The 11583-nt window shown below is 72.1% G+C and carries 12 protein-coding genes; 2 read left to right on the plus strand and 10 right to left on the minus strand.

Going from position 1 to position 11583, the window contains the following annotated elements; genetic code table 11:
• Positions 1-279: 279 nt before the first annotated feature.
• The 10 genes from AB0I53_RS48195 to AB0I53_RS48240 all read right to left on the minus strand — a co-directional run bounded on the left by AB0I53_RS48195 (position 280) and on the right by AB0I53_RS48240 (position 9073).
• Positions 280-1089, minus strand: coding sequence for an inositol monophosphatase family protein (locus AB0I53_RS48195; protein WP_358617576.1), 810 nt, complete (start codon positions 1087-1089; stop codon positions 280-282).
• Entirely contained in the window at positions 1086-2270 is a 1185-nt protein-coding gene (locus AB0I53_RS48200; protein WP_358617579.1) for an alpha-D-ribose 1-methylphosphonate 5-triphosphate diphosphatase, read from the minus strand. The genes AB0I53_RS48195 and AB0I53_RS48200 overlap by 4 nt, the downstream gene beginning before the upstream one ends.
• Positions 2267-2401, minus strand: coding sequence for a hypothetical protein (locus AB0I53_RS48205; protein WP_358617582.1), 135 nt, complete (start codon positions 2399-2401; stop codon positions 2267-2269). The genes AB0I53_RS48200 and AB0I53_RS48205 overlap by 4 nt, the downstream gene beginning before the upstream one ends.
• Complete coding sequence (locus AB0I53_RS48210; RefSeq protein ID WP_358617585.1) at positions 2398-3132, minus strand: ATP-binding cassette domain-containing protein; 735 nt, start codon at positions 3130-3132, stop codon at positions 2398-2400. The genes AB0I53_RS48205 and AB0I53_RS48210 overlap by 4 nt, the downstream gene beginning before the upstream one ends.
• A gap of 8 nt (positions 3133-3140) precedes the next feature.
• A complete protein-coding gene (locus AB0I53_RS48215) occupies positions 3141-4919 on the minus strand; it encodes an alpha-D-ribose 1-methylphosphonate 5-phosphate C-P-lyase PhnJ (protein WP_358617588.1) in 1779 nt (592 codons plus the stop codon).
• Positions 4916-6025 (minus strand): carbon-phosphorus lyase complex subunit PhnI, encoded by a 1110-nt coding sequence (locus AB0I53_RS48220; protein ID WP_358617590.1) that lies wholly within the window; start codon positions 6023-6025, stop codon positions 4916-4918. The genes AB0I53_RS48215 and AB0I53_RS48220 overlap by 4 nt, the downstream gene beginning before the upstream one ends.
• Positions 6025-6564, minus strand: coding sequence for a phosphonate C-P lyase system protein PhnH (phnH, locus tag AB0I53_RS48225; RefSeq protein ID WP_358617592.1), 540 nt, complete (start codon positions 6562-6564; stop codon positions 6025-6027). The genes AB0I53_RS48220 and phnH overlap by 1 nt, the downstream gene beginning before the upstream one ends.
• Complete coding sequence (locus AB0I53_RS48230; RefSeq protein WP_358617595.1) at positions 6564-6980, minus strand: phosphonate C-P lyase system protein PhnG; 417 nt, start codon at positions 6978-6980, stop codon at positions 6564-6566. The genes phnH and AB0I53_RS48230 overlap by 1 nt, the downstream gene beginning before the upstream one ends.
• On the minus strand, positions 6977-7708 hold the full coding sequence (locus tag AB0I53_RS48235; protein ID WP_358617597.1) for a GntR family transcriptional regulator: 732 nt from the start codon (positions 7706-7708) through the stop codon (positions 6977-6979). Before AB0I53_RS48235 ends, AB0I53_RS48230 begins: the two co-directional genes overlap by 4 nt.
• A gap of 423 nt (positions 7709-8131) precedes the next feature.
• A complete protein-coding gene (locus AB0I53_RS48240) occupies positions 8132-9073 on the minus strand; it encodes a phosphate/phosphite/phosphonate ABC transporter substrate-binding protein (RefSeq protein ID WP_358617600.1) in 942 nt (313 codons plus the stop codon).
• A 140-nt stretch (positions 9074-9213) separates the two neighbouring features.
• Here AB0I53_RS48240 and AB0I53_RS48245 point away from each other — a divergent pair, with 140 nt between their 5' ends.
• Both AB0I53_RS48245 and AB0I53_RS48250 read left to right on the plus strand, forming a co-directional pair.
• Entirely contained in the window at positions 9214-10377 is a 1164-nt protein-coding gene (locus AB0I53_RS48245; RefSeq protein WP_358617603.1) for a cytochrome P450, read from the plus strand.
• Between the two features lie 84 nt (positions 10378-10461).
• Positions 10462-11349 (plus strand): DUF72 domain-containing protein, encoded by an 888-nt coding sequence (locus AB0I53_RS48250; protein ID WP_358617605.1) that lies wholly within the window; start codon positions 10462-10464, stop codon positions 11347-11349.
• The last annotated feature ends 234 nt before the right edge of the window (positions 11350-11583 follow it).

The raw sequence follows: 11583 nt of genomic DNA on the forward strand, positions 1-11583 counted from the left end.
GCTGTTCGTGGTGCTGCTGCCGGCCGAACGCAACCACCACCGGCAGCCGCTGAGCTGGCGCCCGCTGCTCTTTTGGGCTGCTATAGCGACCCAAAAGACTCACGGCCCCGTACCTTCCGGAACGCCGCTCCGGCGGCCGACCGGCTTCATGGTGCGGGCAGAACCGCGAGGCTCCGGCCGAGGCGAAGGGCACCTTGCCGAGCAAGTCGGCAAGGTGCCCTTCGCCGATCGACTAGTCCGCTGTGGAACAGGCCGGCGGATTCGCTTCCCGAGGTTCGGCTAGCCGCGGATGGTGGCGGCTAGTTCTTCCGCCAACTCCGGCGTTGCCGCCACGACTCCGGACCAGCGGCGGCGGAGGTCCGGGTCCACCTCCAGGGGCCTGCCGTGGACGTCCAGGACCGCTCCGCCCGCTCCGGGCAGCGTCACCATCGCCGCGACGAGGTCCACGATGCGGTGAGTGTCGGAGGCCGCGTCAGCGAAGGCGTCCGTGGAGCCCTCCGCCACCAGCATCGCCTCCAGGCACGTCGTGGACAGGATCCGCACTCGCGCCGCTTGTTTCGCCACCCGCCACCACGCGTCCGCGCTGCGCTCGTGCGGGCGCAGCAGGCTGACCGCCGCGCCGTCGAGCGAACGCCGGCCGGTGGTGCGGAACTCCGGCGACTGCCCGGCGACCGCGTGCCAGCACCGCCCGGTGTCCAGCCAGCAGGTCAGCGCCTCCACCGGCACCCCGTCGAGCACGATCGCGCCGGAGAACGCCGACAGCGGCACTCCTGCGGCGGCGTTCGCCGTGCCATCCACCGGGTCGGCCACCAGCGTCACCGCCGAGCCGTTGTCGACGAACCCGATCTCCTCGCTGAGCAGGTTGATCCGGTGCGCCTCGGCGACCTCCGCGATCGCGGCCTCCACCAGCAGGTCCAGCCGCATCGACGCGGTGCCGTCCGCGCCGATCGCGGACGTCTCTGCGAGCTGCGCCCGGTCGTAGCGGGCCCGGGCGTCGCGGAACGCCTCCGACGCGGCCTTGGCCGCCTCGGCCAGCACCGCGTGCGCGGCGGACGGGATCTGCGGGTCCGGCACCGGCCATCCGATCACGCCGCACCTCCCGACAGCACGGCCCGTACCAGCGGCCACCTCGAACCCGGCTCCACCAGCGCCAGGTCCGCGCGCAGTCCCGGTTCCAGCCGCCCCCGGTCGGCGATCCCGGCGACCGCCGCGGGGCCGGAGGTCACCAGCCCGATCGCTGCGGGCAACCCGAGCTCGCCGACCAGCCCGAACACCGCGGCCAGCAGCCCGGACGGCAGGTAGTCCGAGGCCAGCGCCGTGACCAGCCCGCGCGAGGCGAGCTCCCGGGCCGACACGTTCCCGGCGTGCGAGTGTCCACGAAGGACGTTCGGCGCACCCGCGACGACCGGCAGGCCGTGCTCGCGGGCCGCGACGGCCGCCGCCATCGTGGTCGGGAACTCCGCCACCGCGCCTCCCCTGGTGCACAGCGCGGCGATCTCCTCAGCCGACTCCGGGTCGTGGCCGAGCAGCCGAATCCGCCCGGACCGCGCGAGGCCGCCCAGCCAGGTCAGGTTCTCGTCCCGCACGTCGAGCAGCTCGCCGCGCTCGGCGATCATCTCCGTCACGTGCCGCTCGGCCTCCCCCGGCGTCATCCCGTCCGCGCCGACGAGGTAGCGCTCCATCTGCCGCCGGTCGACGTACTGCCCGATCCCCGGCGTGTGGTCCTCGTGCGAAACCAGCGCACCATCGTCCACAGCGTCCAGTTGCGCTCGCAGGGCGGCGGCGCCTTCGGCGGAGCGCACGTCCAGCCGGAACAGCACCCGGTGGTCCACCGGCCCGGCTCCCCTGGCGCGCACGGTTTCGCACAGCTCGCCCGCGCTGCCGACGGTGCGCTGCGTTCCGCGCGAGGTCTTGTGCTGGAACGCCGCGCCGTGGAATACCGTCGTGACGGCGGCCGCCGTGAGCTTGCCTTCCATGGACAGCAGGGCGAATTCCCACGGCAGCACCGCCGACGGGCGCGGCATGCGCTCCCGCTCCAGCGCGTCGCTGTGCACGTCGATCAGGCCCGGGATGCACAGCAGCCCGCCACCATCTACGTCGCAGGACGATCCCGCCGGGTGATCCTCGATCGCCTCGACGCGCCCACCGCGCACCACGATCCGGCTGTCGTCGGTGACCCGGTCCGGCAGCACGGCCCGCACGTGCCCCAGCACGTAGTCCTTCGGCGCCGCCGCCAACGGCCAGCTGACTTCCTCGACCGCACTGCTCACGCCACCGACACCCCGTCCGCAACTCGACCAGCCACGCGGGCCGGAACTGCTCGTGAGTGCTGAATCCGGTTCTTACCGGCTTTTTCACTCACGAGCTCGATCAGGCGCTCATCACCGACCACGGCGCTCATGCGGCGAGCACCTCCTCGGCCGTGCCGGAGCGGACGATCCGGCCGTCCGCCATCTCCACCACCCGGGTCGCCAGCCGCCGGATCGCGTCGAGGTCGTGGAACACCGCCAGCACCGCCACTCCCTGGCCGGTCAGCGACGCGATCAGCTCCAGCGCGCGCTCCCGGTTCGCCGGGTCGAGCGCCGAAACCGGCTCGTCCAGCAGCAACAACCGCGGCGGCCGCACGGTTCCGGCCGCGAGGTTGACCCGCTGCCGCTCCCCGCCGGAGAGCACACCGCAGTCGACGTCCCACAGCACCTCGTCCAGCGCCAGCCGCCGCAGCGACTCCGCTGCCGCGTCGCGCGCCTCCGCCCGGTCCAGCCCGCGCCGCCGGGCTGCAGCCGCGACGACCTCCAGCGGCCCGGTGCGTGGCGGCGTGGCGAGGAACTGCGAGACGTAGCCGAGCTGCCGGCCGCGCAGCCGGGCGAGCGCGCGGTCCGGCAGCGCGGTCAGGTCCACCGGCCCGTCATCGGTGTGCAGGACGACCGAGCCGGCGTCCGGGAGGTAGCTGCGCTGCGTGCAGCGCAGCAGGCTGGACTTGCCGGCGCCGCTGGGCCCGGCGATCGCGACGTGCTCGCCGGCGGCGACGTCGAGGTCGACGCCGCACAGCGAGACGACCGTCCGGCCGTCGACGGTGTGCAGGGTGAACGTCTTGTGCAGGCCGCGAACGGTCAGCACGAGCTTGGCGTCCATTGTGGACCTCACCTCCGGGCGGCGGCGACGAGCCGCTGGGTGTAGGGGTGGTGCGGGTCGGCGAACAGCTGGTCGGTCAGGCCGCGCTCGACGACGCGGCCGAGCTGCATGACCAGGCTGCGATCGGTCAGCGCCTCGATCACCGCGAAGTCGTGGCTGACCACCACGGCCGCGATGTCGCGTTCGCTGAGCAGCCCGCGCAGCAGGTCGAGCACGCCCGCCGCGACCGACGCGTCGAGGCCGGTGGTCGGCTCGTCGAGCAGCAGCACCGGCGGCTCGGTGGCCAGGGCCTTCGCGATCTGGACGCGCTGCCGCATCCCGCCGGAGAAGGTGCTCACCGGGTCGTCCATGCGGGACAGCGGCACCTCGACGCGGTCGAGCAGTTCGGCCGCGCGCTTGCGGATCGCGTGGTAGCCGCGCCACCCGGCGGCGGTCAGCCGCTCCGCGACGTTGCCGCCGGCGGTCACCCGCAGGTCCAGCCCGGCGGCCGGGTCCTGGTAGACGACGGCCATGGTGTCCACCCGGAGCCGCCGGCGCCGCGCGGAATCCAGCCGCAGCAGATCCGTCTCGCCACCATCCACACTGGACAGGTAGACGCCACCGCCGGTGGCGGGCTCGTCGCCGATCACGCAGCGCAGGGCGGTCGACTTGCCGGAACCCGACTCGCCGATGATCCCGAGCGCCTCACCGGGCGCGACGTCGAACGACACGTCCCAGGCCGCGACCACGGCACCGGTCTCCGGACTGACCGCGGTCCCGTGCTCGGGCCCGGTGCCCGCGACGGCGCCGGCGCCGCCCGGCCCGTACACCTTGCCGATGCCGTCGACGCGGAGCGTCCACTCCGGGCCGTCCACCGGCCGCGGCGCCTCGACGACCTCGACCGGCCGCGGCGCCACCTCCGGCAGCATGTCCACCGGCAGCCGGTGTCCCGAAACATCGGCGTCCCCGGCCTCTACCCGCGAGCACCAGTCCGAGTCGCTGCACACGTAAGCGCCCTCACCGCCCTCGACGAGGAAGCTGGTCCGCGAGCCGCAGTACTTGCAGCTCGCGCCCGGCACCTGCTCGACCTCGAACGGGATGTCGTCGAAGGTCAGCGGCACCACGTCGGTGTGCGGCGGGATCGCGTAGATCCGCTTCTCCCGGCCCGCGCCGTAGAGGTTCAGGTGCTCGCACTGGTGCAGCTTCGGCACGTCCCAGCGCGGCACCGGGCTGGTCGCCAGCACGTAGCGGCCGTCCACCAGCACCGGGTAACCGGTCGACTTGGTGATCACCCCGTTGCGGACCATGTCCTCGTACAGGCTGACCCACATCGCCGAGTAGTCGTTCTCGGCATGCATCCGGGCGCACTCGACGACCGACTTCTGCACGCCGCGCAGCGGCTCCGGCACCGGCACCTGGTACACCAGGATGTGCTGCCGGCCCAGCGGCTCCTCCGGAATCCGGTGCCGGGTCTGGATGACCGTCGCCCGGCGGGTGTCGGTGCTGGCGTCGCAGCCGGTGGTGCCGGCGATCATGCGCCGCAGGTTGACGGCGTTGACGCCGCCGTCGTCGCCCTGGTCGATCACCTTCACGACGTCCTGCTCGCCGATCACGGCCAGCGTCACCTGCAGCCCGCCGGAACCCCAGCCGCGAGCCACCGGCATCTCCCGGGAGCCGAACGGCACCTGGTAGCCGGGCACGCACACCGCGACCAGCGCGGCCCGGCGGATCTCCCGCTTCGCTCCCTCGTCGAGGATCCCGGCGCTGTCGTCGGTGTCCGACAGCAGATCCCGCACGGCCGTGGTCATCGGCACTCCTCCCCGAACGGCTCCGGCACGCGCGGCTCGGTCGAGTTCCGCGCCGTCCGCCGGGCGATCTTGCGGTCCACCATGGACCGGAACGTCACGTAGTGCGGCAGCTTGAGGTGCTCCAGGAAGCCGCCGGAATCCAGCCCGTCGGTGGTGAGCAGCAACAGCTGCTCCAGCGGGCTGTCCGGCGCGGCGCGGCGCCAGGCGATGTCCAGGTTGGCCATCGCGATCGCCTTGCGCTCGTTGTGCCCGAAGCAGAGCCCGTAGCCGACGTCGAAGCGGGTGCGGTCCTCGTCGGCGCCGTCGAGGTCCTCGATGCCTTCCGCCTCGGTCACCCGGATCTGCCCGATCTCCACCGGATTCCCGGTGTGCGGGTGCACGACCCGCAGCGGCACGCGGCCGTGCCGGGTGTCGCCGAGGGTGATCTCGTGGACGTCGCCGTCGGGCCCGAGGATCGACCGGTACCAGAGCCCGACCAGCGCGCCGGTCTCCGCGCGGGCCATGCTGGACAGCACCGCCGAGCGCGGCGCCGGCGGGCGGGCGGCCCGCCTGGTGATGTCGAACGGTTCCGGATCTTCGGCCGGCTCGCCGTGCTCGACGACCAGGTCCAGGTCGCGGAGCAGCTGGTAGAACCGGCGCGGCCGCCGCTGCTCCGCGGTCCGCTCGGCCGGTTGCTCCACTTCGGACTCTTCCGGTTCCGGTTTCCCGGCCGGGCGTTCCAGGAGGCGGCCGGTGTAGTCGGTGGTGCGGCCCAGCAGCTGCGGGCCGTCCGGGGTGCGGTTGGCCGGGACGATGCGGCGCAGCACCACCATCTCGTCCGGGTCGACGGGCTCGGTGACCGCCAGCCGCGGCAGCGTCGACCGGTGCGCCCGCACGAGGTGCGCGGCCTCCAGCACGTCGCCTTCGGCCTGCCGGAACGCGTCGGCGGCGGTCGGCGGGTCGTACAGGCCCGCCTCGCCCATGATCCGGTCGACGGCCAGGCGGAACCGCAGCACGATCTGCTCGGTGCTCGCCCACGCCGCCGGGGCGTGGTCCCGCGACCGGCGCACCAGCCGCTCGGCGGCGAGGATGGCGTTCATCCCGCCGCGGACTCCGGAATATCCCATCAGGCACCTTCCTCGACTCGGGTGGAGCGCGGCAGCCCGACCAGCTCCCCGCCGGGGCCGACCAGCAGCAGGTCGAAACCGGCCGGGAAGGCGATCAGGTCCCGCCGCTGCGCGACGAAGTCGGCGGGCAGGCCGGCGACGCGCAGCTCGCGGCGGCCCGGCACGCCCGGCCCGGCGAGCCGCAACGGCTGTCCGTGGCCGAAACCTTGCACGGCAAGGGAAATCAGCGCGGCGTCTTCCGGCGCGGCGGCGCTTCCGACGCGGAACCCGGCCAGGCCGTCGAGCGGCTTGAGCAGCGCCGCGAGGCGCGCGGCGGGGCGGTCGACGATCGGCGCGGAGGTCTGGGTGCGGACGACGTCGGCGCAGTCGTCGACGTGCACCGGGGTGTCCAGGTCGGCCAACGCCAGCACCGGCAGCAGCGCCGGGGCCAGGTGATCGGTGGGCAACCGGAGCACCTCACCCGGCCGGGCCAGGGCGTCCAGCACGGCGCGGAAGACCAGTTGCGCCTGCTTGGGCGACAGGGAAGTGGTCGTAGTCATCACAATTCCTCGAACTCGACGATCGTCGGGGCCAGCTCGGCCCACTCGGTGTCCTCGGCCAGCCGCTGCCGCTCGGCGACCCGCGCGCAGAGCTCTTCGACCTCGGCCCGCGCGCGGCCTGATTCCACGGCGGCGTCGAGGATCGCCGCGGCCAGCGCGGCGGCGCGGTCGTCGCCGAGCCGCATCGCCCAGCCCCGGGCCCCGTCCAGCTCCACCTCGGCGCGGCAGGCGAGCACGTCGCCGAGCAGGAACCGGTCCCGCACGATCGGTTCCCGCACCTGCACCGACACGCACCCGACCTCCGGCGCCACCAGCACCTTCGGCGGCGGCGCGGCCTCCAGGCAGGCGTCGGCCAGCTCGATCATCTCGGCCGGTTCGGCCGCGGCGAGCAGCGCGGCACGCTGTTCCCTGTTCACTCGTCCTCCGGTTGGTACGGCCCGTCCATCTCGACGACGATCCGGGCGGAATCTGGGCGCGACCAGGAGCGGCTGAACAGCACCGGAGCACCGGTGCCCGCGTCCCGGCTGACGCTCTCCACCAGCCACACCGGGCGGCCGGACTCGATCTCCAGGCCCGCGACGACCTCGGGCTCCGGCAGCGCGTTGCTGACCCGGCACCAGGAGCGCACCGGCCGGACCCTGCCCATCTGGCGCAGGATCGAGTCGACCGATTCGACGCTGTGCACCGCGATTTCGACGTCGGGCAGCACGTCGGCCGGAATCCACTCGTTCGACCAGCCGTGCAGCAGGTCGTCGACGTAGTACTGGCGGATCAGCAGGCTCGCCGGGCTGTCGGCCGGCCGCCCCAGCAGCGCGGCCTCGGCCTCGGGCAGCGGAGCGCGCCGCACGTCGCGCACGACCGAGCGCGGATCGGCACCCGCCTCGCGCACCGTCTGGTGCCACGACGGGGCCCGCCGCTGGGAGATCACGTAGTCGATGCGCCGGTTCACGAAGGTGCCGGCACCGCGCACCCGGCGAACCAGCAGCCGCTGTTCCAGCTCCTGCATGGCGGCGCGGGCCGCCGCCCGCCCCACCTCGAACCGGGCGGCGATCTCGTGCTCGCCGGCGATCCGGCTGCCGGCCGGCAGCTGCGCGAGTTCGGCGGCGAGGGTGTCGGCTATCTCCACGTACCGGCTTCTGACCACGTCCGGAAGCCTGCGCGCTCAGCTTGTCCGGACAACTTCACCGAACCCAACGCCCAGAACCGCGAAGGTGAACACCCCGGACACTTGTCACGTTCCCGCCGGGTAACGCCTCGTGTGCGGTTTGTGTCGCTATAGAGGCTGTTTCCAAACTCGTCCTGCGTAGCGGTGCGGGTGGCGGAACCTCAGAGGTCTTCTCGCTGTGGGATCCCCGACATCATGAATGCCAATTCACCACGTCGGGGCTGTCCTCGCTGGGAGAACCCCGGAGGGGTGGGCACCGTGAACCCGCGGCGGTGCCGGTCGCGTAGGTGGGCTAAGCGGCTCCGCCGCTTCAAAGACAAAACGCCCGCGTTACCACATCCGCACGTCACCACATCCAAAACAGCCTCTATAGCAGCCCAAACCACACACGGGGCGTCGCGGTCAGCCGGCTTCGGTGCACTGCTTGTCGCGGGTGATGCCGCAGACCTCGCGGACGCTGTTGAACGTCGCGTCGTCGGCCGGGACGAAGCCCCAGTAGCCGCCGACCTCGCAGTCGGCGGCGGTGCAGAAGCCGTTCGCCTTGAGGTAGTCGGCGTTGGCCTTGGTCTTGAACGCCTCCACGACCTTGCTCTTCAAGGCCGGGTCGAGATCGTCGGCGATCGCGGCCGGCGAACCCGGGATCAGCTCCGAGCGCCACACCACCCGCAGGTCACCGGCCTTGATGCCGCCCTTCTCCGGCAGCAGCTTGTCGACCATGGTGTCGTAGGCGAACCCGGCGTCGCACTGGCCGCTGACCACGCCCAGCGCGGACGCGTCGTGCCCGCCGGCCAGCACCGGCTTGACGTCGTGCTCGGCGTCGATCCCGGCCTTCTGCAGCGCCGCCTTCGGGTAGAGGTAGCCGGAGGTCGAGTTGGGGTCGACGAAGCAGACCTGCTTGCCGCGGAAGTCCTCGATGCGCTGGATCGGCGAGTCGGCTTTGACCACGCCGTAGGACCGGTAGCCGGGCGCCCCGCCCTTGGCCTCCACCTGCGCGCCGAGCGGGCTGATCCGCACCCCGCTGTTCTTGGCGACCACGTACGACAGCGGCCCGTACATCGCGATGTCGATCTTGCCGGTGCGCTGGCCCTCGATGACGGCCGCGTAGTCGGTGGCCTTCTCCACGCGGATCTTCTTGCCGGTCTCCTTCGCCAGCATGTCGATCAGCGGCCGGAACTCCTGCTCCAGGCTGGTGGATTCCTCCGACGGGATCGAGGCGAACACCAGCTCGTCGGGATTGCGCGCGCCGCCCTGCTCGGTGGCCGCGCTCGGGCCGCAGGCGGTCAGGCCCAGCGGCAGCGCCGCGCAGGCGAGGACGGCGAGCAGCCGCCGGGAGATCTTGAACATGCCAGGTCCTTCCATCGCTAACGTGCGCGGTCAGCGTGCGGAAACGAGGTGGAGCGGCAACCGGCTCCCGGTTACGCCGAGCCGAACGCCTGCGGACGGTCCGGCGCATCTGACCTGACAACTCGCGTAGCTTCGACACCGTGATCGAGATCGACTCCGCCTTCGTCACCGCACCCCGCGCCACCTACGCCCGCCTCCGCGAGCAAGGCCCCGTGCATCGCGCGACCGCCCCGGACGGCACGTCGATCTGGCTGGTCACCCGCTACGCGGACGTGCGCGCGGCGCTGGCCGATGCGCGGCTGTCGCTGGACAAGAAGAACTCCGGCGGCGGCTACCGGGGCTTCTCGCTGCCGCCCGCGCTGGACGCGAACCTGCTCAACATGGATGCGCCGGAGCACACGAGGCTGCGCCGCATCATCGGCAAGGCGTTCGCCCCGCGCCGGATCGAGCCGCTGCGCCCGCGGGTCCAGCAGATCGCCGACGAGCTGTTGGACGTCCTGGCCGGGCAGGACGAAGCGGACCTGCTGCCGGCCTACTGCGCGCCGCTGCCGATCACGGTGATCTGCGAGCTGCTCGGCGTGGACGCCGCCGACCGCCCGGATTTCCGGTCGTGGACCGACGGCATGCTCGCGCCCGAGACGCCCGACCAGGCCCGCGAAGCGCTGACGGCGCTGTACGGCTACCTGCTCGAACTGATCACGGCGAAGCGCGCGAAGCCCGGCGCGGACTTCCTCAGCAACCTGATCGAGCTCCGCGACGAGGAGGACCGGCTCAGCGAGGAGGAGCTGACCTCTGCGGCGTTCCTGGTGCTGTTCGCCGGCTACGAGAACACCGTGAACCTGCTGGGCAACGGGCTCGCCGCGCTGCTGACCCGGCCGTCGGCGCTCGCCGGCGCCCGCGGCGGAATCTCATCGACCACTGTGGACGAACTGCTGCGGTTCGATCCGCCGCCACAGCTCGCGATCCGCCGATTCCCGGTGACCGACGTCGAGATCGGCGGCGTGACCATCCCGGCCGGGGAGACGGTGCTGCTCTCGCTGGTGTCGGCGCACCACGACCCGGACCGCTACGCCGACCCGGAGCGCCTGGATCTCGACCGCGCCGACAACCCGCACCTGGCGTTCGGCCACGGGCCGCACTACTGCCTCGGGGCGTCGCTGGCGCGGATGGAAGGGGAGATCGGTTTCGGCGCGCTGCTGAGCCGGTTCCCGAAGCTGGCGCTGGCGGTCACCGAGGAGGAACTGCAGTGGCGGAACTCCTTCCGGAACCGCGGCCTCCGCACCCTCCCGGTCACGCTCCGCTGACGTCAGGCTCGTGAGCGAGAACTCCGGTTCTTACCGGAGCAATCACTCACGACTGCGGTGGAGGCGAGTACCGTCGGTGACGTCATGCGAGCTCGTTCCGCATCGCGCAGGATCCGGATCGGCACGTCAGGCTGGGTGTACGGCCCCTGGCACGGTCCGTTCTACCCGCGCGATCTGCGCCGCGGCGCCGAGCTGGAATACCTCTCGCGCCGGCTCGACTCCACGGAGATCAACGCGTCGTTCTACTCCCTGCAACGCCCGGAATCCTACCGCCGCTGGGTGGAGCAGACGCCGGACGACTTCCTGTTCGCGGTCAAGGGAAGCCGCTACATCACCCACATGAAGAGGCTCCACGACGTCGAAACGCCGCTGGCGAACTTCTTCGCCTCCGGCGTCCTCGCCCTCGGCTCGAAGCTCGGGCCGCTGCTCTGGCAGCTCCCGCCGTCGCTGGGCGTCGACGTCGAACGCCTGACGGCGTTCTTCCGCCTCCTTCCCCGGAGCACCGCCGCGGCCGCTGCGCTGGCCGCTCGGCACGACGAACGGCTCGCGGGCCGCTCGCTCACCGAGACGGACGCGGATCGGCCGCTGCGCCACGCGCTGGAGGTCCGTCATCCCGGCTTCGCCTCCGCCGAGGCGGTCGAGCTGCTCCGCAGCCACGACATCGGCCTGGTGGTGGCGGATGCGGCGGGGGCCTGGCCGCATCTGGAGGACGTCACGAGCGACTTCGTCTACCTCCGCTTCCATGGCGCCGAGGAGCTGTACGCCAGCGGCTACACGGCCGAGGATCTGGACCGCTGGGCGAGGTTGATCGGGTCGTGGCGCGAGGGCAAGTGCCCGGCCACGGAGCACACGATCACCGCCCCGGCGCGAACGACGAAGGGCCGCGACGTCTACGCGTATTTCGACAACGACGTGAAGGCCCACGCACCCCACGACGCAATAGCCCTCGCCAAACTCTGCGCGGGCGGCTGAACGGCCAACTTCGTTCGGCGCTGGAGCACCGCAATACGGCGCCCGATCGCCTCTGGTGCGACGTTTCCGCAGGTCCGGGGCCATGAGTACTTTGTGTCGCTATAGAGCCTGTTTTGGATGTTGTTGGGTGGGGTTGCATGCGGCTTGTGCGTTCGGGGTGGTGGAGCGAACGGCCTGTTCGCCTCGTCTATCGGGACGAACGGCCCATTCGCTCCACACCAACGGTGCCCACCA

Origin of the sequence: Saccharopolyspora sp. NPDC050389 (genome assembly GCF_040655595.1) — a bacterium.
In the GTDB taxonomy this organism is placed as follows: Bacteria; Actinomycetota; Actinomycetes; order Mycobacteriales; family Pseudonocardiaceae; genus Saccharopolyspora.

Bases quoted from the DNA above. Each gene is read 5' to 3' on its own strand.
- AB0I53_RS48205 (WP_358617582.1), bottom strand. From the start codon at position 2,401: ATGAGCGCCGTGGTCGGTGATGAGCGCCTGATCGAGCTCGTGAGTGAA.
- AB0I53_RS48210 (WP_358617585.1), bottom strand. From the start codon at position 3,132: ATGGACGCCAAGCTCGTGCTGACCGTTCGCGGCCTGCACAAGACGTTC.
- AB0I53_RS48215 (WP_358617588.1), bottom strand. From the start codon at position 4,919: ATGACCACGGCCGTGCGGGATCTGCTGTCGGACACCGACGACAGCGCC.
- AB0I53_RS48220 (WP_358617590.1), bottom strand. From the start codon at position 6,025: ATGGGATATTCCGGAGTCCGCGGCGGGATGAACGCCATCCTCGCCGCC.
- phnH (WP_358617592.1), bottom strand. From the start codon at position 6,564: ATGACTACGACCACTTCCCTGTCGCCCAAGCAGGCGCAACTGGTCTTC.
- AB0I53_RS48240 (WP_358617600.1), bottom strand. From the start codon at position 9,073: ATGTTCAAGATCTCCCGGCGGCTGCTCGCCGTCCTCGCCTGCGCGGCG.
- AB0I53_RS48250 (WP_358617605.1), top strand. From the start codon at position 10,462: ATGCGAGCTCGTTCCGCATCGCGCAGGATCCGGATCGGCACGTCAGGC.